This is a genomic window from Salinicola lusitanus (genome assembly GCF_038648475.1).
GTDB lineage: Bacteria > Pseudomonadota > Gammaproteobacteria > Pseudomonadales > Halomonadaceae > Salinicola > Salinicola lusitanus.
This window is the reverse complement of sequence record NZ_CP151919.1, coordinates 844123-867378: the sequence shown is the minus strand read 5'-3', so window position 1 is coordinate 867378 and position 23256 is coordinate 844123. Positions and strand designations below refer to the sequence as shown.

Sequence of the window (23256 nt, the reverse complement as noted above, 5' to 3'; positions counted from 1 at the left end):
CGATCGAATGCATCGCCCGCTGCGCTGGCTGTGGCTATCGCTGGTGGTCATCGTGCTCGATCTCGGCATCAAGGCGCTGGCTTCGGCGCATCTCGATTACGGCCGGCCACTGGAAGTGCTGCCGATCTTCAACCTGACGCTGCTGCACAACACCGGCGCCGCCTTCAGCTTCCTGGCCGAGCACGCCGGCTGGCAGCGCTGGCTGTTCGCGCTGATCGCGATCGGCGCCAGCGTCGGGCTGACGGTGTGGCTCTCGCGACTCAAGCGCGGCGAGACGCTGACCGCGATCTCGCTGACCCTGGTGATCGGCGGCGCCATCGGCAATCTCTACGATCGACTGGTGCACGGCTATGTGGTCGACTATCTGTCGTTTCACTGGGGCGGCTGGTACTACCCGGCGTTCAACCTGGCCGACACGGCGATCACGCTGGGAGCGGTCGGCCTGATCCTGCAGTCGCTGCTCGATTCGCGTCGACCGAAGGCCTCTCACGCCGCCGACGACAAGACTGCTTCGACGGGTAAATCTTCGGCTGACAAATCTTCCTCGACAGGAGATGACTCATGAGCGAGAACGGCCACCCGCACGATCGCGACTACCGCGTCGGCGAAGGCATGGAAGTCACGCTCCACTTCACGGTGAAACTCGAGGACGGCGAAGTGGTGGACTCGACCCGGGACAAGCAGCCGGCGACGTTTCAGCTCGGCGACGGCAACCTGCCGCCGGGCTTCGAGGCGCCACTCAAGGGCATGGCGGCGAACGACACCGGTGCCTTCGAGATCTCCCCCGAACACGCCTTTGGCCAGCACAACCCGCAGAACGTGCAGCGCCTCTCACGTGACGCTTTCGAGGAGGCCGTGGAACCCGGTACTGTGATGTCGTTCGCCGATGCCGCCGGTGGCGAACTGCCCGGCGTGATCGCCCGCGTCGACGATCGCCATGTCGAAGTCGACTTCAATCATCCGCTGGCAGGGCGTACCCTGACCTTCGAGGTGGAAATCCTGGACGTGAAACCCGCCACGACTCATTGAGCCCGGGTCGGTTTTTCACCACGACATCCGAGCGTATCAAGCGAGGTCATTATGCAAATCAAGCTGGCCAATCCCCGCGGCTTCTGCGCCGGCGTCGATCGTGCCATCGACATCGTCAATCGCGCGCTCGATGTCTTCGGACCGCCCATTTACGTGCGTCACGAGGTGGTCCACAACCGCTTCGTGGTGGACTCGCTGCGTGAGCGGGGAGCGATCTTCGTCGAGGAGCTCGATGAAATCCCCGACGACGTCATCGTGATCTTCTCGGCTCACGGCGTGTCGCGGGCGGTGCAGCAGGAGGCCGAGCGTCGCGGGCTCAAGATCTTCGATGCCACCTGCCCGCTGGTGACCAAGGTGCACATGGAAGTGCTGCGCTACGCCAAGCGCGGCCAGGAGTGCATCCTGATCGGCCACGCCGGCCATCCGGAGGTCGAAGGTACCATGGGGCGCTACGACGAGAGTCATGGCGGGGCGATCTATCTCGTCGAGGACGAGGAAGACGTCGCCAGGCTACCGGTGCGCGATCCCTCACGGCTGGCGTTCGTCACCCAGACCACGTTGTCGATGGACGACACCGCCAGGGTGATCGATGCCCTGCGCGAGCACTTCCCCGAGATCCAGGGGCCGCGCAAGGACGATATCTGCTACGCCACCCAGAATCGCCAGGACGCGGTCCGCGAGCTGGCCGCCGACTCGGACCTGGTGCTGGTGGTGGGCAGCGTCAACAGCTCCAACTCCAACCGGTTGCGCGAGCTGTCCGAGCGCGTCGGTACGCCGGCCTATCTGATCGATGATGCCGAACAGATCGATCCCGCCTGGCTTGCGGGAGTCGGCACCATCGGCATCACCGCCGGTGCCAGCGCGCCGGAGGTTCTGGTTGCTGGAGTCATCGACAAGCTCAGGGCACATGGCGCCAGCGTGCCGGAGGAGCTCTCCGGTCGCGCCGAGACGATCACCTTTTCCATGCCGCGGGAACTCCGCGAGCGGGTGATCGCCAGCGAGGCGTGATCCGCGCTAAATCTTCTTAGCTTCGAGCCGATATAGGGTAAACAAATGTAACCAGTCGCGTAGTGGCGCTGGTTGCCGAACCCTTGTCGGCCATCCTTTCCGGTGGCCGCGCAATCGCCGCGGAGTCTCGCGTGTCCGCCAATCCGCCCCACCGTCTCACTGTCGAGCCGCGTTCGGTCTCGATGCGATCAACCGTTCGCCTCGGTGGACGCGAGCGTGGGGTCACGCTGATCGAATCCTTGATTGCGCTGCTCGTGCTGAGCATTGCGCTGCTTGGCGTGGGCGCGTTGCAACTCATGACCCAGCGGGACGAGATCGAGGCGCGCTGGCGTTCGGCAGCCGTCGCCATGAGCGGCAATCTGATCGAGCAGTTGCGAACGGACCGGGTGGCATCGGAGGGAATAGGAATCCGCGATGGCGCCCCCGTTGGCTGCTCGGGGCCCAATCAGTGGCTATGTGACCTGATCACCGTCTGGTTATCTTCATTGGGCGATCAACTTCCCCATGCTGCAGCGCAGTTGAAAATCCTGAAGCTGGACGGTGACCTCTTGAAGGCCGATCTCTCCATCGCCTGGCGCCGTCTGCCCGACGACGACGTTCAGGTGACGTGCCGCCCGCAGGATGCCGACTTCTCGGTGGCGGCCGACGGCGGCTGCCTGCGCCTGGAGACGATACTGTGAGCCGCGTCCTGGCATCTCTCCCGGCCCGCCAGCGTGGTGTCAGTCTGGTCGAGTTGATGGTCGCGATGCTGATCGGCCTGATGTTGGTACTCATGGTGACCAGCTACACCATGTCCAGTCGCAGAAGCTATCAGACTTCCGTGGCCAACCAGGATGTTCAGGATGCTCGGCGGTTCGCGCTGAGCGTGATTCAGCAGCAGATCTGGCTGTCCGGCTACAGCGATCGCTGGGAGGATCTGAGCCTGCTGTTCCCCAGCTACACGCCGGCGGAAGACAAGCAGATACCCGCCTTTGCCGCCGGCCAGCTGGCCGCTGCCGACTCGGATGACGAAATATGGGTTCGTTATCGGGCCGCCGAGCTGAGCGGCCAGCCGCTGACCCACTGCGACGGTACCTCTTTTCCGTCTTCCGACGGCAGCGACGCCGATTCGATTGCCGTCACGGGCCTTTATCTGGATGGCCACACGTTGCGCTGCCTGGTCTCGCTCTCCGGTGGCGAAATGCATCGTTCGCTGCCTCTGCTCAACGATGTGGAGGCGATGCGCTGGGAATATCTCGATGACTCCAATGCGTTCCAGTCGCGGGAGCACGTCAACTGGACCACGGTCAGGGCGGTCAGGCTGGCGCTGATCCTTGCGTCGGCGGAGTCGACCGGCGAGCGCTACGTTCAGAGTTTCCCGTGGGGAGAAGGGACCGTCAGTTTCGAAGATGGCCGCGCGCGCACACGCCTGGAGACGACCATTGCACTTCGCAATCTTCCGGAGACCGCTCAGTGATGCCTGGCAATCAACGTGGCGCCGCCCTGCTGGTGACGCTCGTGATGGTGGCGTTGGTGTCGATGCTCGCACTGGCAGTCAGCGATTCGACGCGTGTCCAGCAACAGCTCTCGGCGAACGAGGCGGCACGCCAGATGGCGTTCCAGGCCGCGGAGGCAGGACTGCGCTCCGCCGAGGTCGCCATCGAGAATAGCGGGGACCTGGGACTGTTCTGCAATGCGGGAGGGGAGCGCTACAGCATCACGACGCTGGATGGCCTCGATGATGACACTCACTGGCAATCGTTGGAGCGTACGGGAGCCGTCGCCAACTTTACGCTCTACAGCAGCGATAGCGGCGGTTTCATGCCCGCACCCCGCTACATGATCGGCTGTGTCGCGCCAGCGTTGGTGGACGGCTATCAGGAGGTCGATCCGGCGGTCAAAGGGCAGGCGGAAGAGGATCCAGAGCAGCGTTACTTCTTCCGGGTGTTCAGCATCGGGTTCGGCCCGGGCGGTCGATCGATTCAGCGCCTGGAGGCTCGCTATGTCTATTAAGGGCTGGGTGCTGGGCGGCCTGCTGATGACAGCCGCGACCCAGGGGTGGGCAGCGGACGATGTGCCCCATTATCCGCCATTGAGCGCCCAGGCCGATACGTCGCCACGCAGCATGCTGGTGCTCTCCAATGACCACAACTGGTATTCGAAAGCCTACACCGATTGGTCCGACCTCGATGGCGACGGGGCGATCGATTCCACCTACCGCCCCGACATCGAATACTACGGCTATTTCGATAGCCGTGGCTGCTATGACTACGACACTCACCTTGACGGTGGGGCATTCAGACGCATCGGTAATGCTGGAAACGGAAACGGAAACGGAAACGGAAACGGAAACGGAAACGGAAACGGAAACGGAAACGGAAACGGAAACGGAAACGGAAACGGAAACGGAAACGGAAACGGAAAGCCAGGCGATGACGAATTCAGTTGCAGCGGGAATAAATCCTGGAGTGGAAATCTGCTCAACTGGGCGACAATGACGCGGATCGATATCATTCGAAAGGCGCTGTATGGTGGCAAGAGACACCGAGACAGTGCGACAGAAACGACGGTGCTGGAGCGCGCGTTTCTGCCGATGGATTCCCATAGCTTCAGTAAAATCATTTCCGACCCGAATATCATCAACAAGAACACGCCCTTCAATGGCGCCAGCGCCGTCACATTCTGCAATACGACGTATCATCCACGACAAAATATATACTCTGGCAGCGTGAACGATCCCCCGCTGATTCGCGTTGCCACCGGCAACGAGAGCGGCAGCAAGGTAGGCTGGCCCAAATGGGCGAGTACCGAACAGTGGCAGTGCCCATGGCGAGGTGAACGCCAGAACTGGGGGGATTTCCCTTACAGGTTATCCCGAGGATCTGAGGAGTATCGCGCCAGGGTCGAAGTCTGTGCCGCCGCTGATGAGAGTGAAAACTGTACCGCCTATCCAGACTCTGCCTACCCGAAGCCCACGGGTTTGCTGCATGACTATGCCAGCGATATCGAGTTCGGTCTGTTTACGGGCTCTTACGAGAACAACAAGCAAGGCGGCGTGTTAAGAGCCAATTTCAGCGGTTTCGGGAGCGAGTTCAGCGCTGCCACCGGCGTGTTCGCAGATGACTATAGCGGTATCGTCAGCAACCTCGATGCGCTGAAGATAGCGAAATACAGCTATCAGGACAGCAACTACAACGCAAGTTCGGGCGATAATTGCCCCTGGGGGCGAGGCTCTTTCAATAATGGCAGTTGCTCCAACTGGGGGAACCCATTTGGCGAGATTGCCCTTGAGGCGCTGCGCTATATAGGTGGAGAGACATCGGCAACGGAGAGGTTCTCTGTCGGAACCGGTCGTGTCGAGACCAGCTATATTCCGGGGCTGACATCACCTGCCTGGGACAACGATCTCTCCGGCAAGTGGTGTGCCGCACACTCGTTGCTGCTGGTCAATGCCAGCGAAATCTCCTTCGATAACGACGATCTGGGGGCTCCCGGTTCGTCACCGGTTTCGGCCGGCCAGATCCGGACCCAGACCAATGCCGTCGGCGCGGCCGAGGGCATTTCCGGGGACTACTTCATTGGCCAGACCCCCGCCAGCGCCGGCACGGACAGTGACAAGTTCTGCACGGCCAAGACGCTCTCCGGGCTCAGCGATGCGAAGGGGCTCTGCCCTAATGCCCCGGGCCTGGAGGGCGGCTACAGCGTGGCCGGGCTGGCGCGTTTCGCCCACCACGATACCGTCATTCGCGGCCCCGAGGGGAACGATGGCCAGCCGATCGATACCTATGCCGTGCAACTCGCGTCCAACGTCCCGCTTGTATCGATACCTATCGGTGCCGGCAAGTCCGTTTCCCTGATTCCCGCCTGTTCCAACACCACGGCGGGAGGCAAGTGCGCGATCGTCAACTTCCTCGTCGAATCGCAGGCGGCCGACGGCTCGAGCGGTAGCTTCCTGATTGACTGGGAAGATTCGGAGTTCGGTGGAGATTACGATTTCGATGCGGAAGTACGCCTGAGCTACGTGCTCTCGAACGAGCGTCTCTCGATCACCACCAGCGTGACCCGCGCCGCGGCGTCTCACAAGCTCGGCCTCGGCTATATTCTCAGCGGCACCAGTGGGCGCTACGGTACCGGGGAGAGCGCCGACCGGATCGTGGTTCAGCAGAGCGACGGCTTCAACGTCCACACCGGAATCAATAACTACACCAACAGCTATCCCGGATCGCTCTGTCCGCCGAGCGACCCATGTAACGGTAGCCCGGCGACGACGGCCACCTACCGGGTCGCGGGCAACACGGGACAGGAGCTCGAGACACCACTGTATTACGCCGCCAAGTACGGCAACGACAGCCGCCGCGAAGACGGATCTCCCGGCGCCTACTTCGAGGTCAACCGTATCGGTGAGCTGGCGGACACGTTGCGCGAACTGCTGGATCAGGTGCTGGAGAACACCAATCGCACAGGAGCGGGCGTCACCATCGGCCATGACGGCGACGTCGAGGACTATGTCTTCCAGACGCTCTACAACAATCAATACAGCTGGTCCGGCGATCTCCAGGCAGTGAAGCTCGGGAAGGATGGCGTCATCAGCAGTGTGTGGAGCGCCCGCAACCAGCTACCCCTGCCAGGCAATCGCCAGATCATTACCCATGATCCCGACACGGGGGCGGGGATCCCCTTCACGACGACTGCATTCGAGGGCGCCGGCGTCGACATGACCCAGCGGCTGCAGAATGTGGTCGGGTACATCCGCGGCGACACCGAAAACGAGCAGCGCAACGGGGGCGGTCTGCGTGACCGGCTCTGGTTGAACGGCCGCGAAAGCGCCAGGCTGGGCGATTTCATTGGCTCGCGGCCGTATCTCGTCGGCGTGCCCAATACCTACTACGTGCCGGATGAGGGCGACACGAGCTATGCCGAATTCCGGACTGCTCAACGCACGCGGGCCAAGATGCTCTACGTGGGTGGCAATGATGGCATGCTCCACGGCTTCGATGCGGCCACCGGGGTTGAGCGCGTTGCGTATGTGCCCGGGCTCGTGCTCGAGCAGTTGCCCGAGCTCGCCGATCCCGATTACCGGCATCGCTATTATGTCGACGGCAGTCCGACGGTGCTGGATGCCCGCCATGGCGAGGCGGGCACCGGTGCCTGGTTTTCGCTGCTGACGAGCGGCCTGGGGTCGGGCGGCAAGGGCCTGTTCGCCCTCGACGTGACCGATCCGGCTCGCTTCAGTGAGTCGAATGCCAGCGCGCTCGCACTCTGGGAATATGACCCCGCCGATGACGCTGCCGTGTTCGGGGAGGATGACCAGCAACTGGGTTACATCTACAACCAACCCAGTGTTGTGCGGATGGAGAATGGGCGATTCGCCGTGGTGGTCGGCAATGGCTATGCCAGTGAGGCTGGCAAGGCCAGTCTCTACATTCTTTTCGTCGATGGTGGCGCTGGGGGCGACTGGTCGAGTTCGGATGTCGTGCGGTTGACACCGAGCGTGGCCGACAACAGCGGTGATAACGGCATGATGACCGTCTCCCTGTTGGACCGCGATGAAGATGGTCGCGTCGATCTGGCCTACGGCGCGGACCTGCAAGGGAATATCTGGCGCTTCGACCTCTCCTCTTCTGATCCGGCTGGCTGGGAAGATAGCGTCCATCGGCTTTTCAGCGGCGTCAGAGCGGGCGAGCGCCAGGTCATCACTTCGACACTGGAGGTCGGTAGACATCCGGATGGCGGGCTGATGGTGCTGTTCGGCACTGGCGGCGGGGAGAACTACGGTTTGCCTACCACTCAGGACCGCGGGGCCTCCGACAGCTTCTACGCGGTGAGGGACTTCGTGGGCGGCGTCGCCAGAAGTGACACGCTGACACGTGCCGATCTGGCCGGGCGCGCTTTCCACCAGACGACGCTCGACGATCAGGACGCCTCTTCCCCCATGGTGCGATATCTCGATGACGTCGACACCAGCCGCTATCCGGAAAACGGTTGGTATCTCGATCTAGCGGACACCGAGAGGGTCGTCGATGGCCCCTCGCTACGCGGCAACCGGATTCTGTTCTCATCGTTGATCCCGGGCTATGGCGTCTGCGGTGCGGAGGATGCCGGCTACCTCTATGAGTTGAATGCCTGGTACGGCTCTGCCTTTCCGACGCCGGTGCTGGATGTCAACGGTGACGGCAAGGTCGACGACCAGGACAGCTACTATCCATCGTCGAATGACGCCACCCGCTATGTGCCGATCGCTATCGCGACCAATGGCGCGATCTTTACCCCGCGAGTGATGCTCGACGATGACGGTGGCCAGGAAACCAAAGTGAGCGCCGGCACCAATGGCGCGTTGACGAAGATTGCCGAGACCCCGCTCAACAGCATGCAGCTCGGCCGAGTGACCTGGCGCAGACTGGAGTGACGGATGAATAAACTATTGCGTGCCCGCGGCTTTACCCTGATCGAGCTGATGATCGCGGTCGCGATCGTCGGGATTCTGGCGGCCATCGCCATCCCGAACTATCTCCGCTATGTCGAGCGGGCGCAGGCGCGGGATGCCCAGGCGGCGATGCAGGCTCTGGCGCTGAACCTGGAGCGGCGCTACTCGCAGACCTACCGCTATGGGGAGGAGTCCGGCGATGCCGTCTCTCCCTCGACATTGGGCCTCTCTCCCAGTCAGTCCCCGGAAAGTGGCACCGCCCGATATGGCCTGGTCGTGGAGATCGACGACGGCGGCCAGCGCTATTTGATCACTGCCAGTCGCGCGGATGGCCGCACCAGTGGAACGTGCGACATCATGAGTCTGGACAGCCAGGGGAGTCGCGCGCCGGCGCCCGGCAGTTGCGATTGAGCCTGGCCCGTCAGGTCTAGTTCTCGTCTTTCACTGCCTTGGCAGCGATCGTGTCGAGCCGAATACGGGCAAAGTGCACGACGATCCTGTGGCCTCCCCCGGCCGCAGCCGGGTTGGTGAGGGTGAAGGTCCCGAACTGTCGCCCCCGGGTGAATCCCAGCGGCGTGTAGCCCATGCCCTTGGCAAAGCTGTTGGCGGTAATGCTGACCTGATTCCCGTTGGGGCGACTCACCGCGAGCATGCGCTCGTCATTGTCAGGCTGGCCGTTGCCATTGCCATCGATGAACAGCAGTAAGGTATCGTCCCACTGGCCATTGTTGCTGCAGGTCACCCCGTCCTCGGTCGGGCAGAGCCAGGTCGGCTGCCCGCTGGTGGCGGCTTCCTGTCTTGCCCTTCTTATCAACTGCCATACCCGTTCCACTTCCTTGTCCAGCGTCATGCGGGCGCTCAGGTTCGCCAGGCCGGGCGCGGCCCAGCTCGCCAGAATGCCGAGAATGACCACGCAGATCATCAGCTCGATGAGTGTGAAGCCTCGCTGCTGCCGCCTCGTCAACGGATGATCGGTGCCGGGTTGCAGGGATGAAGCTCGAGAGACCATTGCGGCGTCCGGGTTCTGGACGAATGATAGAATCGTCCTTTTGTCAGGATATCGACACCATGCAGGATTTCTTGATCGTGGGCGGCGGTGTCATCGGCATGATGACGGCGCTGCAGCTGGCCGATGCCGGCCATTCGGTGGCGTTGGTCGAGCGTGGCCAGTGTGGCCGTGAGGCTTCCTGGGCGGGCGGCGGTATCGTTTCGCCGCTCTACCCGTGGCGTTACTCGAAAGCGATATCGGCCCTTTCCAGCTGGTCCGAGGGGCGCTACCCCGAGCTGGCCGGGCGGCTGTTCGAGGAGACGGGCATCGACCCGGAGTATCGCCAGAAGGGGTTGCTCTACCTGCGCGTCGACGACGCCGACCGAGCCCTGCGCTGGGCGCGGGACGTGGCCAAGCCGCTGGCCACGATCGGCGCCGAGGAGCTCTACGCCAGAGAGCCCAATGCGGCGCCAGGCTTCGATGACGCGTTGTGGATGCCGACGCTTGGCAGCATCCGCAATCCGCGCCTGGTCAAGGCGCTGCGGGCGCGGCTCGAGCGCATGACGCAGGTCGAGATCCATGAGCGGTGCGAGGTAGCCGGCCTTGTCCGGCGCGGATCGGTGATCGAGGGGGTGGAGACGTCCGCCGGGGCGATTCGTGCCGGGCAGACGATCATCTGCGGGGGGGCCTGGTCGCGGGGGCTGCTGGCGGATATCGGGGTCGAGTTGGCCGTGCGTCCGGTCAAGGGGCAGATGATCCTTTTCAAGGCGCCGGCGGGGCTGGTCGAGCGGGTCGTGCTCAAGGATGGCCGCTACGTGATCCCGCGGGGAGACGGCCGCGTGCTGGCCGGCTCCACGCTGGAAGAGGTCGGCTTCGACAAGCAGACCACGTCGGCAGCCCTCGAGTCGCTGCATGCCAGCGCCCTGTCGATCATCCCGCAGTTGGCCCGGTGTCCGGTCGAGCAGCAGTGGGCGGGGCTGCGTCCCGGCTCGCCGGATGGCGTGCCGACGATCGGCGCGGTGCCTGGCTTCGACGGTCTGCACGTCAATGCGGGCCATTATCGCAACGGATTGGTGCTGGCGCCGGCAGCCACGCGGTTGCTGGTCGATCAGCTGATCGGCTGCGAGCCGATCGTCGATCCGGCCCCGTACCGGCTGATCTGAGGCGCTGTTTTGCCTCTGTACCCGGCATGCGCGAAAATGGATGACGGCCACCGAGGCGCTTGAGCGCCGCATCTGTCTGGAGACGAGTTTACCCATGCAAGACCTGACCCTGGTGATGGCGCAACTGGACCCGATGGTGGGCGATATCGCCGGTAATACCGCGGCGGCCATCGAGGCGGTGCGTGAGGCACGCATCGAGCATGGCGCGGATGTGGTTGTCTTCAGCGAGCTGTTCCTGACCGGTTATCCGCCGGAGGATCTGCTGCTGCGCGAGGCGATGGAGTCGCGACTGCAGGACGCCCTGGCAGAGATGGCGCAGAAGATCGACAGGATCGCGCCGCAGACCCTCGTCATCATCGGCTATCCGGGCGTTCGCGACGGCCGACGTCACAACCTGGCTGGGGTGCTGCTGGGCGGTGAGTGGCGCGGCGAATATGCCAAGCAGGCGCTGCCCAATTATCAGGTATTCGACGAGGATCGTTACTTCGAGCCGGGACACGAGCCCCTGATCGTCGAGCACAAGGGGGCGAAGCTCGGAATTCTGATCTGCGAGGACCTGTGGGATGGCGCGCCGGTGCGTCAATCCGCAGAGGCTGGCGCCGATATTCTGGTCACCCTCAACGCCTCGCCGTTCCATCTCGACAAACCCGCCGAGCGGGAGCGGCTGTTCGCCGAGCGCGCGCGTGAAGTGGAGAAGCCGCTGGTCTACGTCAACGCCATCGGCGGCCAGGACGAACTGGTGTTCGACGGCGGCTCGCTGGTGCTGGTCGCCACTGGGGAGGTCGCCGTGCGGGCGCCGTTCTGGCAGGTCGGGCTGATGCCGGTGCGCTTCAGCCGGGATGCCATGGGCTGGGAGCCGCAAGAGGGCGAGCGTGAACCACTGCTGGGCGCCGAGGAGAATCTCTACTGCGCGCTGGTCACCGGCCTTCGCGACTACGTCAACAAGAGCGGTTTCAAGGGCGTGGTGATGGGGCTCTCCGGTGGTATCGACTCGTCGTTGTCGCTGGCCATTGCCGTCGATGCGCTGGGCCCGGATCGAGTCCACGCGGTGATGATGCCGTATCACTATACCGCCGAGATATCCCAGGCCGATGCCGCCGAACAGGCCAGGATGCTCGGCGTCGGCTACGAGGTGATGCCGATCGCGCCGATGGTCGAGGCCTTCACCGCGACACTGGCCGAGAGCTTCAGCGGGCTGGCGGCGGATACCACCGAAGAGAACCTGCAGTCCCGCGTGCGCGGCGTGCTGCTGATGGCGATCTCCAACAAGAAGGGACTGATGGTCCAGACCACCGGCAACAAGAGCGAGATGGCGGTGGGCTATGCCACCCTCTATGGCGATATGGTCGGCGGCTACAATGCGCTCAAGGATGTCTACAAGACCTGGGTCTATCGGCTGGCCAACTGGCGCAACGCCCAGGAGCCGGCGATTCCCGAGCGGGTCATCAGCCGCCCGCCCTCGGCCGAGCTGGCGCCGGATCAGCAGGACAGCGACTCGCTGCCGGGCTACGACGTGCTGGATGCGATTCTCGAACGCTATATCGAAGGCGACATGAGCGCGGAAGCGATCATCGAGGCGGGGTTCGAGCGCGACGACGTCTATCAGGTGGTCAAGCTGGTCGACCGTAACGAATACAAGCGCCGCCAGGCGCCGGTCGGCGTGCGTGTCACGCTCAGAGGGTTCGGGCGCGACCGCCGCTATCCCATCGTCAACGGCTGGAAGCCGGGAAACTAGCTACGGGCTACGCCGCTTCGGGGCGCTAAACAGCAGCTACGAAAAGCGCCAGCGACAATGTCGCTGGCGCTTTTCTTGGTAGATCGCAATCTGGGCCACGTGGCTCGTGGCTCGTGGCTCGTGGCTCGTGGCTCGTGGCTCGTGGCTCGTGGCTCGTGGCTCGTGGCTCGTGGCTTTAGCCTTTGGCCGTCAGCGGCGGGTCGACATTGACGTGCTTGGGCACGAAGGTATCGCCGTCGAGCTGGCTATTGTCCGGATCGTTCTCGATCAGCGTCTGCAGCACGGTTTCGGCGCGGTCACGCATCTTCAGTCCCAGATAGCCCTCCACCATCACCGCCAGGGCGTCGCGAGTGGCGGTGGACTTGGGATAGTGCTCGATCACCCAGCGGCCGCGCTCGACGGCCGCGACATAGGCCCCTTTGCGCAGATAGAAGTCGGCCACCTGCAGCTCATGGCGCGCCATCACGTTGCGCAGGTAGATGATGCGCTGACGGGCATCCGGAGCGTAGGCGCTGTCGGGAAAGCGGCGCACCAGTTCGCCGAAGTCGACGTAGGCGTCACGTGAGGCACCCAGGTCACGCTTGGAGATGTCGATCAACTCCATGCTCTCGAGGCTGAAGCGACCTGCCTGATAGGCGCCGAGACCGCGCATGTAGTAGGCGTAGTCGACCTGCGGATGATCCGGATGGAGGCGAATGAAGCGACTGGCGGCGGCGCGAGTCTTTTCCCAGTCCTCGACTCGATAGTAGGCGTAGATCAGTTCGAGTTGCGCCTGTTCGGCATAGCGGCCGAAAGGGAATCGGGTATCCAGCGCTTCCAGCTGCGTTACCGCGGTACTGTAACGGCCGGCATCGAGGGAGCTCTGGGCTTGCTGGTAAAGATCCTGCTCCTGCAGGTCGGGGGCAGGCTCATTGCTGGCACAGCCAGCGAGCAGTGCGCCTGCCAGCAACAGGGCGGCCAGAGCGGAACATCGCGCAGAAAATCGCATCATCATCCTCGTATCAACCATTCCTTGGCGGCCGTGCTAGAATCCGCCGAATTCGACTCACTATAAAGCAAACCCTTGTACCGACGAAACGCGCCGACGAAACGCAGCGGCGACACGTACCGGCGAAACGGAACCGATCCTCACGTATGGCTGACATCCTGAAGCGCGATGAGCGTGTACCCGAGCATCTGGCAGGGCGACGTCTCGACCAGACCGCAGCCGAAATGTTCCCCGAATTCTCGCGAGAGCGCCTCAAGAGCTGGATTCAGCAGGGCGAGTTGACGGTCGACGGAGAGAAGGCCCGGCCCAAGGATAAGGTGATCGGCGGCGAGCGGCTAGCACTCGACACCCGGCTCGAGGAAGAGACCCGCTGGGAGCCTCAGGAGATTCCGCTGTCGATCGTGTTCGAGGACGACGACGTCATGGTGATCGACAAGCCTGCCGGGCTGGTCGTGCATCCCGCCGCCGGCAATCCCGATGGCACGCTGCTCAATGCACTGCTGCATCACCATGCCCCATTGGCGGCGATCCCACGGGCGGGTATCGTTCATCGTCTCGACAAGGACACGACCGGGCTGATGATGGTAGCGAAGACGCTGACGGCGCAGACCGCGCTGGTGGCTCAGTTGCAGGCGCGGACGGTGTCGCGGGAGTACGATGCCATCGTGGTGGGTGCGATGACCGCCGGCGGCAAGGTGGATGCGCCGATCGGGCGTCACCCCAAGGATCGTCAGCGTCAGGCGGTGATCGCCTCGGGCAAGCCGGCGGTCACGCACTATCGCGTCACCGAGCGCTTTCGCGCGCACACTCACGTTCGCTGCCGGCTCGAGACCGGTCGGACGCATCAGATCCGGGTGCACATGGCGCACGTTCGCTACCCGCTGATCGGCGACCCGGTCTACGGGGGAAGGCTCAAGTTGCCGGCCGGGGCGGGCGACTCGCTGAAGACGCTGCTCAGGACGTTTCCGCGCCAGGCCCTGCATGCGCATAAACTGCGCTTCGACCACCCCGTCAACGGGGCGCCGATCGAGTGCAAGGCACCGCTACCCGACGACATGTTTCTGCTGCTGGATGCACTGCGTGAGGATCAGGAGGCCGATTGATGCATTCATCCTCGTGTTCGTCGCCACTGACGAATGACTCCGAGCCATCGATGAGCGACGCGCCGACCCTGCTGCTACCTGACTGGCTCGCGCCGAGCACCGTGGGTGCCCTCGTCACCACGCGCGAGACCGGGCCCAGCCGTGGCGATTTTGCGGCTTTCAATCCGGCGGCTCACGTCGGGGACGATCCCCACTCCGTGATTAGCTGCCGTGACCGGCTGGCGGCGGAGGTCGGCGACGAGCGGCCGCTGTTGTGGCTCGACCAAGTGCATGGCGCACGCGTCATGCAGAACTTCCAGGACGGGTACCGGCAGCATCCGCCCCAGGCCGACGCCTCGGTGGCGTTCGATCGCGGCCACGCCTGCGTCATCCTCACCGCGGATTGCCTGCCGGTCTTCTTCTGCGATCGCCAGGGAACGCGGGTCGGGTTGGCCCATGCCGGCTGGCGCGGGCTGGCGGGGGGCGTGCTGGAGGCGAGCGTGGCGGCACTGGGTGTCGACCCGGAGGAGTTGATGGCGTGGATGGGGCCGGCCATCTCCAATGCCCAGTTCGAGGTCGGCCCGGAAGTCTTCGAAGCCTTCGTGGCACTGCAGCCGGAAGCCGAGATGGCTTTCGATCGCAGCCCTTATCGCCTGGGGCATTACATGGCGGATCTCTACCGGCTCGCCCGACTCCGGCTGGAGCGTGTCGGCGTGCATTCGATCAGCGGCGGTCATTTCTGCACCGCCTGTGAATCCCGTTTCTACTCCCATCGCCGCGATGACGGCCGTACCGGGCGCATGGCCAGCATGATCTGGCTGCGCTGATTCGCCTTCACGGTCGCCGGAATCTCCTCACTCCATGAATTTCATTCGTCTGTGGCGTTCTGTCGCGGCGAATTTTTCATTCGCTTCGCTTGAAAAGATCCAACATACCTCCATTTAAGTGTCAACTAATGAATAACCGAGCCGCCGGGCCATGACCTGCAACGGCTCCTTGGAGGCGAAGATATGCGTATGGATCGCATGACGACCAAGCTACAGAACGCCCTGGCCGAAGCGCAGTCGCTGGCGGTAGGGCGAGGACACAACCAGCTCGACCCCGGGCACCTGCTGATGGCACTGCTCGAGATGCGCGATAGCGGCATCAAGGGTCTGGTACAGAAGGCGGGCGGCGACGTCAGCCGGTTGCGGGAAGGGCTGGCCGGCTATCTCGACAAGCTGCCCGAAGTCGGCCAGTTCGATGGCAACGTCAGCATGAGCCAGGACCTGGCGCGGCTGTTCAACCTGGCCGATCGCGAGGCCCAGACCCGCGGCGACCAGTACATCGCGATCGAGCTGGTGCTGCTCGCGGCGCTGGACATGAAGAATGGGCTCACCAAGGTGTTGACCCAATCGGGTCTGGACCGCAAGCGACTGGCCACGGCGATCGGCGAGCTGCGCGGCGGCGCCAATGTCGATGATGCCAATGCCGAAGAGAAGCGGGAGGCGCTGGAAAAATACACCCTCGACCTGACCGCCCGGGCAACCGAGGGCAAGCTCGATCCGGTGATCGGTCGCGATGACGAGATTCGGCGCACGATCCAGGTCCTGCAGCGTCGCACCAAGAACAATCCGGTGTTGATCGGTGAGCCAGGCGTGGGCAAGACCGCGATCGTCGAAGGGCTGGCACAGCGTATCGTCAATGGCGAGGTGCCCGAAGGGCTGAAAGAGAAGCGAGTGCTCTCTCTCGACATGGGCTCGCTGCTGGCGGGCGCCAAGTTCCGTGGCGAGTTCGAGGAGCGGCTGAAGTCCGTGCTCAACGAGCTGTCGAAGGAAGAGGGGCGCGTCATTCTGTTCATCGACGAGCTGCACACCATGGTCGGTGCCGGCAAGGGCGAGGGCGCGATGGATGCCGGCAACATGCTCAAGCCGGCGCTGGCCCGCGGCGAACTGCACTGCGTCGGCGCGACCACGCTCGACGAGTATCGCCAGTACATCGAGAAGGACGCGGCCCTGGAGCGGCGCTTCCAGAAGGTGCTGGTGGACGAGCCCAGCGAGGAGGACACCATCGCTATCCTGCGGGGGCTCAAGGAGCGCTACGAGGTTCACCACGGGGTCGACATCACCGATGGGGCGATCATCGCCGCGGCCAAGCTCTCGACCCGCTACATCACCGACCGGCAGCTTCCCGACAAGGCGATCGACCTGATCGACGAAGCCGCATCGCGCATTCGCATGGAGCTCGACTCCAAGCCGGAAGAGATGGACCGGCTCGACCGGCGCCTGATCCAGCTCAAGATGGAGCGCGAGGCGCTGAAGAAGGAGACCGACGAGGCTTCGCGCAAGCGCCTCGAGAATCTCGAGACTCTGATCACCGAACTCGAGCGCGAATACGCCGATCTCGAGGAAGTCTGGAAATCCGAGAAAGCCAGCATCCAGGGCGCGGCCCAGTACAAGGCCGACCTCGAGCAGGCGCGTATCGACCTGGAGGCCGCCCGGCGCCAGGGCGACCTGGGGAAAATGTCGGAACTGCAGTACGGCGTGATCCCGAGGCTCGAGCAGCAGATCGCGGAGAGCAGCGACAGCGATGGTGCGGACACCTCGACACATCAGCTGCTGCGCTCCAACGTGACCGAGGAGGAGATCGCCGAAGTCGTGTCGCGATGGACCGGGATCCCGGTCTCCAAGATGCTCGAGGGCGAGCGCGACAAGCTGCTGCGCATGGAAGAGGCCCTGCACGAGCGAGTCATTGGCCAGGACGAGGCGGTCAAGGCGGTTGCCAATGCGGTGCGCCGCTCGCGTGCCGGGCTGTCCGATCCGAACCGGCCCAACGGCTCGTTTCTGTTCCTCGGCCCCACCGGGGTGGGCAAGACCGAACTGTGCAAGTCGCTGGCCAACTTCCTGTTCGATACCGAGGAGTCGATGGTGCGCATCGACATGTCGGAGTTCATGGAGAAGCACTCCGTGGCCCGCCTGATCGGCGCGCCGCCGGGCTATGTCGGCTATGAAGAGGGCGGCTATCTGACCGAAGCCGTGCGTCGCAAACCCTACTCGGTGCTGCTGCTCGACGAGGTGGAGAAGGCGCATCCGGATGTCTTCAACATCCTGCTCCAGGTGCTGGAGGATGGGCGTCTGACCGATGGCCAGGGGCGCACCGTCGATTTCCGCAACACGGTGATCGTGATGACCTCCAACCTGGGCTCCGACGTGATCCAGCGCATGGGCGGCGAGGAGAGCGACTATTCCGCCATGCGCGATGCGGTGATGACGGTGGTGGGCAACCACTTCCGGCCGGAGTTGATCAACCGTATCGACGAGGTGGTGGTGTTCCACGCCCTCGGCCAGGAGCAGATCCAGGCGATCGCCTCGATCCAGCTCGACCGCCTGCGTAGCCGCCTGGCCGAACGCGATCTCAAGCTCGAGGTCAGCAGTGATGCGATGGCGCAACTGGCCGTGGTCGGCTTCGACCCGGTGTTCGGGGCGCGTCCGCTCAAGCGGGCGATCCAGAGTCGGATCGAGAACCCGCTGGCGCAGGACCTGCTTTCCGGCCGGTTCCTGCCGGGCGATACGATTCGCGTCCGCGCCGATGGCGACCATCTGGTGTTCGACAAGTAATGACCAGGCCCGGCGGTGCACCGGGCCTGGCGTCACTCTCCATTTCTGAAGCTACGGTCGCGTCCTGACCGTTTCCTGCCCGTGATGCCTGGCGTCACGGGCATTTTTAATGCCCCGATTCACCCTTCGGCGACAGCTTCTGCTGGAGTTTCTCCAGTGATATCCCCTTGGTCTCCGGCATCAGGAAGGCGACGAAGACGATCTGCAGCACCATCATGAAGGCGAAGAAGGCGAAGACCGGCCCGCCGTTGAAGATCCCCAGCACCCATGGCGTCACCAGGGTGATGACGGCGGCGAAGAACCAGTGGGTGAAGCTGCCGAGCGACTGGCCGCGTGCCCGCTCGCGGTTGGGGAAGATTTCGGAGATGAAGACCCAGATCACCGTGCCCTGACTGATGCCGTGGGCCGCGACGAACAGGCACAGCTGCAACGGGATCAGCGCACCGCCCAGGTTATCGGTGAAGAAGGCGTGGGAGATGATCGACAACGAGACGATGTAGCCCACCGAGCCGATATACATCAGTGTCCGCCGACCGAAGCGGTCGATCAGGGCCATGCCGATCATGGTGAAGATCACCATGATCAGGCCGATGCCGGCAGTCGACAGCAGGGCTGCGTTATCGCCGAGCTGGGCGGCCTCGAGAATGCGCGGCGCGTAATAGAGCACGAAGTTGATGCCGGTGAACTGGTTGAAGAAGGCGATCAGGAAGGCCAGGACGATGGGGAGTCGATAGCGGCGCGAGAAGAAGCGCGAGTGGACCTTGTTGTCCTCGCGGTCGGCCGCCTGGATCTCCTCGATCTGTGCTTGGGTATCTCGCTGCGGATCGATCTGGTTCAGCACGTCGGCGGCGGTGCGCGTGTCCCCCTTGTTGAGGATCAGCCAGCGCGGGCTCTCCGGCACCTTGAGCAGCGCCAGCGTGTAGACGAGGGCCGGGATGGCCTCGACCCCCACCATCCAGCGCCAGGCGTCGTCGCCCAGCAGGCTGCCGAGGATGGCATTGGAGACGTAGGCCATGAAGATCCCGAACACCACGTTGAACTGGTAGAGCGCCACCAGGTTGCCGCGCCTTTCGGCCGGCGCGATCTCGGAGATGTAGGCCGGCGCGGCGACCGAGGACATCCCCACCCCGAAGCCGCCGATCAGGCGGAAGAACGAGAACCAGAACGGATCGGTGGCCAGTGCCGAACCCACCGCGGAGACGAAATAGAGCACGCCGATGATGAAGAGTGTCGCGCGCCGGCCCAGCCGGTCGGTCGGCCAGTTGCCGAAGATCGCGCCGAGCACCGTTCCCCATAGCGCCATCGACATGATGAACAGCCCGTGCTGAAGATCGCTCAGCCCCCACAGTTCCTGAATGGGCTTGTCCGCGCCGGATATCACGGCGGTGTCGAAACCGAAGAGAAAGCCTGCCATGGCCACGAACGCGGACCATTTCACGATGGGGGACATGCGCGTTACTCCATAGATGGGATTGTCCACGAGCTCATCGATCGGCGCCTCGAACTCGTTGCCAGCTAAAATTCAGTACAGCAGTGATGGCGGCGAGGCGCTGCGCGAAACCCCTCAACTTTAGTCGATGCCGCTAGCGCGAAGCGGGCGCTCGAATCGTTCGCGTCCCGGCCGTGGGCGCCGGAGGTTGACAGTCCCGTGGCGCTGGTGGAATCTAGGCGGTTCCTGATTGCGGGCGCAGCCAATGACGGGCGATCCCCGGCCGCTGCGTGAAGGGTAGGTTCCGAGCGACCTCTACCCGCCTGTCGAAGGATATCTTTCTGAGGAAAGAAGGGCGCGGGCCACACGCCTGTTCCCGCCAACCCCGATACGGCGATCTGCCGTGTCAGGAGCCGTCGGTGCCAAGGTGCCAACGGTTCCTAAGAGTGCGGGTCCCCACCCCGGGCCCAGGACGCCAGGAAATGGCATCAGGCGCCGACGTTCAACCGTCGGCAGCGGCGTATCGCCGTGATTGAGCTTCGTGTTCGTGAATCGCGCCAACCATTCACGACCCGGGTTCTGTCATCAGAACCGCGAAGCGGCACTCGAACTTCCAGGGGAGACTCACCAGTGGAATTACTTTCCGGCGCCGATATGATCGCCCGCTTTCTGAAAGACGAAGGCGTCGAGCGCATCTATGGCTACCCGGGCGGAGCGGCGTTGCATATCTACGATGCCCTGTTCCGCCAGGATAGCGTTCAACACATTCTCGTTCGTCATGAACAGGCCGCGACCCACGCCGCCGATGGCTATGCTCGCGCCTCCGGCAAGCCCGGCGTGGTGCTGGTCACGTCCGGCCCGGGCGCCACCAACGCCGTTACCGGCATCGCCACGGCCTACATGGACTCGATCCCGATGGTGGTGCTGTGCGGCCAGGTCGCCAGCCACCTGATCGGGGAAGATGCCTTCCAGGAAACCGATATCGTCGGCGTGACGCGTCCGGTGGTGAAGCACAGCTTCTCGATCCGCCACCCGAGCGAGATCCCCGAAGTCCTGAAAAAGGCGTTCTACCTGGCGGCCACCGGCCGACCCGGCCCGGTGGTGGTCGACATCCCCAAGGACATGACCGCGCCCACCGAGCGTTACGAATACGTCTACCCGAAAAAGGTCAAGATCCGTTCCTACAACCCGGTGACCCGCGGGCATAGCGGCCAGATCAAGAAGGCCGTCGACATGATGCTCAAGGCGCGTCGGCCTGTGTTCTATACCGGCGGCGGCATCGTCACCGGGCGGGCCAGCGAAGCGTTGACCGATCTGGTCCAGCGGCTCGGCTTCCCGATCACCACCACGTTGATGGGAATCGGCGGCTATCCCCAGGGCGATCACCAGTCGCTGGGCTGGCTCGGCATGCACGGCAGCTATGAAGCCAACATGGCGATGCATCATGCCGACCTGATCGTCGCCATCGGCGCGCGCTTCGACGACCGCGTCACCAACAACACCTCGAAGTTCTGCCCCACCGCGAAGATCGTGCATGTCGATATCGACCCCAGCTCGATCTCCAAGACCGTGCGCGCGGACGTGCCCATCGTCGGTGCGGCGGGCAGCGTCATCGACGAGATGATCAGCCTGGTCCAGGATCGCGAGGCGTCCAACGCCGAAGCGCTGGGCGAGTGGTGGAAGAGCATCGAGGGCTGGCGGGCCGAGCGCGAAGGCAAGCTCTACGAGCCTTCGAAGGCGGGCGAAGCGCTCAAGCCTCAGGAGGTGATCGAAGCGGTCTATCGCGCCACCCGCGGCGAAGCCTTCGTCACCACCGACGTGGGTCAGCACCAGATGTTCGCGGCCCAGTACTACAAGTTCGCCAAGCCCAACCGCTTCATCACCTCGGGTGGCCTCGGCACCATGGGCTTCGGCTTTCCGGCGGCGATGGGCATCAAGCTCAGCTATCCGCAGGACGATGTGGTCTGCTTCACCGGTGAAGGCAGCTTCCAGATGATGATGCAGGAGCTGTCGACCTGTAAGCAGTTCGATGTCGGCGTCAAGATCGTCAACCTCAACAACCAGTCGTTGGGGATGGTGCGCCAGTGGCAGGATCTCAACTACAAGTCCCGCCACGCCCACTCCTACATGGAGTCGCTGCCGGACTTCGCCAAGCTGATCGAGGCCTACGGCTTCACCGCAATCAAGGTGACGACCTTGGATGAGCTGGCGCCGGCGCTGGAGCGTGCCTTCGCCGATACCAACGAGCTCGTGTTCCTCGATATCTACGTCGACCCCTTCGAACACGTCTATCCGATGCAGGTGCCGCTGGGCTCCATGCGTGACATGCTGCTTTCGAAGACGGAGCGGACCTGATGCGCCATATCATCTCGATTCTGCTGGAAAACGAACCCGGCGCCCTGTCCCGCGTGGTGGGGCTGTTCTCCCAGCGCAACTTCAACATCGAAACCCTCAACGTGGCGCCGACGGAGGATCCGTCGCTGTCGCGGCTGACCGTCACCACGGTGGGCGACGACCGCGTGATCGAGCAGATCACCAAGCATCTCAACAAGCTGATCGACGTGGTCAAGCTGGTCGACCTGACCGAGGGCAACCATATCGAGCGTGAGCTGATGCTGGTCAAGGTCAAGGCGTTGGGCGCCGCGCGCGATGAAGTGAAGCGTACGGCGGATATCTTCCGCGCCCAGATCGTCGACGTCACGCCGAGCGTCTATACCGTGCAGATCACCGGTGATGCCGGCAAGCTCGACGCCTTCGTCCAGGCGATGGCGCCGATCGGTATCCTCGAGGTCGCGCGGACCGGCGTATCCGGCATCGCGCGTGGCGACAAGCTGCTCACGTTGTAGGTGACCGGTGGTGGACAGACGCCCGGCGGAAGCGATTCCGTCGGGCGTTTTGCGTTTGTCGTTGCTGCGGCGGTCCGGGTCAGTTCGACAACTGAGCCCAGAGCGCGTCGATCAGCGCACTCTTCAAGCGGCGTTTGAGCACGCACAGGCCGACGTCGTAATGAGGCAGCTCCGGCTTGACCGGCAGGATCATGATGCGGTCCAGCAGCGGGCTGTTGTCGAGCACGATACGTGGCACGATGCCGACGCCGAATCCCAACCCCACCATGCTGACGATCGCTTCGTTGCCGGCGACCTGGGCATAGATGCGCGGGCTGATCCCCATGGCACGGAACCAGGTATCGGCGTGATCTCGTGACAGGCCCGATTCCGACAGGATCATCGGCACCCCTTTCCACTGCGACGGGGTCGGTATATCCGGCGTCTTCGGCAGCCAGTCAGCACCATCACGCGGGGCGATGAAGACCAGCGGCGATGTCGCCAGCGGCTTGAATGCCAGCGCATCCGGCAGGCTGCGCGGGCGCGCCGTGATGGCGATGTCCTCCTGTTCCGCCTGGACGCGGGCGATGGCATCCGCCGGGTCTCCGGTGTGGAGCTTGATCTCGATGCGCGGGTGGCGCAGCCGAAACTCGCTGAGCAGTCGATACAGGAAGCTGTAGCTGGCGGTGACCGAGCAGTAGATGCTGATTTCGCCGGCCAGCTCACGGGTCTCTGCCATCAAGGTGGCCTGCATCGCCTGCCACTGCTCCAGCGTCTCCCGGGCGTAGGCGTGGAACAGCAGGCCTTCCCGCGTCAGCGTGACGTGACGGTTGTCGCGCTCGAACAGCGTGACGCCGAGCGTCTCCTCGAGCTGGCGAATCGAACGGCTCAGCGTCGATGGACTGATATGGCAGGCATCGCTGGCCCGACCGAAGTGGAGGTGGTCGGCCAGTGCCAGGAAGTGGGTGAGCGGGCGGTAGTCCATGGTCGTTTCACATTCCGAAATGTCG

General features: G+C 63.6%; 19 protein-coding genes. 15 read left to right on the top strand and 4 right to left on the bottom strand.

The window, feature by feature from the left end:
* Positions 1-7: 7 nt before the first annotated feature.
* From lspA to AAGT95_RS04000, 8 genes are all read left to right on the top strand, one after another.
* Positions 8-565 carry a signal peptidase II gene (lspA, locus tag AAGT95_RS04035; protein WP_342596515.1) on the top strand — a complete coding sequence of 186 codons (558 nt, stop codon included), beginning with the start codon at positions 8-10 and terminating at the stop codon, positions 563-565.
* Positions 562-1029 carry an FKBP-type peptidyl-prolyl cis-trans isomerase gene (gene fkpB / locus AAGT95_RS04030; RefSeq protein WP_342595638.1) on the top strand — a complete coding sequence of 156 codons (468 nt, stop codon included), beginning with the start codon at positions 562-564 and terminating at the stop codon, positions 1027-1029. Before lspA ends, fkpB begins: the two co-directional genes overlap by 4 nt.
* Before the next feature lie 51 nt (positions 1030-1080).
* Positions 1081-2037: a 4-hydroxy-3-methylbut-2-enyl diphosphate reductase gene (gene ispH / locus AAGT95_RS04025; protein WP_110603404.1), complete on the top strand. Its 957-nt coding sequence runs from the start codon at positions 1081-1083 to the stop codon at positions 2035-2037.
* A gap of 131 nt (positions 2038-2168) precedes the next feature.
* Positions 2169-2717, top strand: coding sequence for a type IV pilus modification PilV family protein (locus tag AAGT95_RS04020; RefSeq protein WP_342595637.1), 549 nt, complete (start codon positions 2169-2171; stop codon positions 2715-2717).
* Complete coding sequence (locus AAGT95_RS04015; RefSeq protein ID WP_157958289.1) at positions 2714-3493, top strand: PilW family protein; 780 nt, start codon at positions 2714-2716, stop codon at positions 3491-3493. Before AAGT95_RS04020 ends, AAGT95_RS04015 begins: the two co-directional genes overlap by 4 nt.
* Positions 3493-4029: a pilus assembly PilX family protein gene (locus AAGT95_RS04010; protein ID WP_342595636.1), complete on the top strand. Its 537-nt coding sequence runs from the start codon at positions 3493-3495 to the stop codon at positions 4027-4029. The genes AAGT95_RS04015 and AAGT95_RS04010 overlap by 1 nt, the downstream gene beginning before the upstream one ends.
* Positions 4019-8422: a pilus assembly protein gene (locus AAGT95_RS04005; protein ID WP_342595635.1), complete on the top strand. Its 4404-nt coding sequence runs from the start codon at positions 4019-4021 to the stop codon at positions 8420-8422. The genes AAGT95_RS04010 and AAGT95_RS04005 overlap by 11 nt, the downstream gene beginning before the upstream one ends.
* Before the next feature lie 3 nt (positions 8423-8425).
* The gene (locus AAGT95_RS04000; RefSeq protein ID WP_110603435.1) at positions 8426-8851 is read left to right on the top strand and encodes a type IV pilin protein; all 426 of its coding nucleotides are present in this window, start codon (positions 8426-8428) and stop codon (positions 8849-8851) included.
* Between the two features lie 16 nt (positions 8852-8867).
* On the opposite strand, the gene AAGT95_RS03995 is transcribed toward AAGT95_RS04000, so the two are convergent.
* Positions 8868-9449, bottom strand: coding sequence for a GspH/FimT family pseudopilin (locus AAGT95_RS03995; protein WP_342595634.1), 582 nt, complete (start codon positions 9447-9449; stop codon positions 8868-8870).
* A 59-nt stretch (positions 9450-9508) separates the two neighbouring features.
* Here AAGT95_RS03995 and thiO point away from each other — a divergent pair, with 59 nt between their 5' ends.
* Both thiO and AAGT95_RS03985 read left to right on the top strand, forming a co-directional pair.
* Positions 9509-10591 (top strand): glycine oxidase ThiO, encoded by a 1083-nt coding sequence (thiO, locus tag AAGT95_RS03990; protein WP_110710550.1) that lies wholly within the window; start codon positions 9509-9511, stop codon positions 10589-10591.
* 94 nt (positions 10592-10685) lie between these two features.
* Complete coding sequence (locus tag AAGT95_RS03985) at positions 10686-12326, top strand: NAD+ synthase (protein ID WP_342595633.1); 1641 nt, start codon at positions 10686-10688, stop codon at positions 12324-12326.
* A 175-nt stretch (positions 12327-12501) separates the two neighbouring features.
* Here the strand turns inward: AAGT95_RS03985 and AAGT95_RS03980 are convergent, their stop codons facing one another.
* A complete protein-coding gene (locus AAGT95_RS03980; protein WP_110603437.1) occupies positions 12502-13314 on the bottom strand; it encodes an outer membrane protein assembly factor BamD in 813 nt (270 codons plus the stop codon).
* 146 nt (positions 13315-13460) lie between these two features.
* Here AAGT95_RS03980 and rluD point away from each other — a divergent pair, with 146 nt between their 5' ends.
* The 3 genes from rluD (at position 13461) to clpB (ending at position 17992) form a co-directional block, all read left to right on the top strand.
* Positions 13461-14417, top strand: coding sequence for a 23S rRNA pseudouridine(1911/1915/1917) synthase RluD (gene rluD, locus AAGT95_RS03975; protein ID WP_342595632.1), 957 nt, complete (start codon positions 13461-13463; stop codon positions 14415-14417).
* 50 nt (positions 14418-14467) lie between these two features.
* Positions 14468-15223, top strand: coding sequence for a peptidoglycan editing factor PgeF (gene pgeF, locus AAGT95_RS03970; protein ID WP_342595631.1), 756 nt, complete (start codon positions 14468-14470; stop codon positions 15221-15223).
* A 183-nt stretch (positions 15224-15406) separates the two neighbouring features.
* Positions 15407-17992, top strand: coding sequence for an ATP-dependent chaperone ClpB (gene clpB / locus AAGT95_RS03965; RefSeq protein ID WP_110603421.1), 2586 nt, complete (start codon positions 15407-15409; stop codon positions 17990-17992).
* Between the two features lie 106 nt (positions 17993-18098).
* On the opposite strand, the gene AAGT95_RS03960 is transcribed toward clpB, so the two are convergent.
* A complete protein-coding gene (locus AAGT95_RS03960) occupies positions 18099-19442 on the bottom strand; it encodes a sugar porter family MFS transporter (protein WP_342595630.1) in 1344 nt (447 codons plus the stop codon).
* Positions 19443-20051: 609 nt separating this feature from the next.
* On the opposite strand from AAGT95_RS03960, the gene AAGT95_RS03955 reads away from it, so the two are divergent.
* A complete protein-coding gene (locus AAGT95_RS03955) occupies positions 20052-21776 on the top strand; it encodes an acetolactate synthase 3 large subunit (protein ID WP_110603424.1) in 1725 nt (574 codons plus the stop codon).
* The gene (gene ilvN / locus AAGT95_RS03950; protein ID WP_110603426.1) at positions 21776-22267 is read left to right on the top strand and encodes an acetolactate synthase small subunit; all 492 of its coding nucleotides are present in this window, start codon (positions 21776-21778) and stop codon (positions 22265-22267) included. Before AAGT95_RS03955 ends, ilvN begins: the two co-directional genes overlap by 1 nt.
* Before the next feature lie 79 nt (positions 22268-22346).
* Here ilvN and ilvY read toward each other — a convergent pair whose 3' ends face one another.
* Complete coding sequence (gene ilvY / locus AAGT95_RS03945) at positions 22347-23231, bottom strand: HTH-type transcriptional activator IlvY (protein ID WP_342595629.1); 885 nt, start codon at positions 23229-23231, stop codon at positions 22347-22349.
* Positions 23232-23256: the final 25 nt, after the last annotated feature.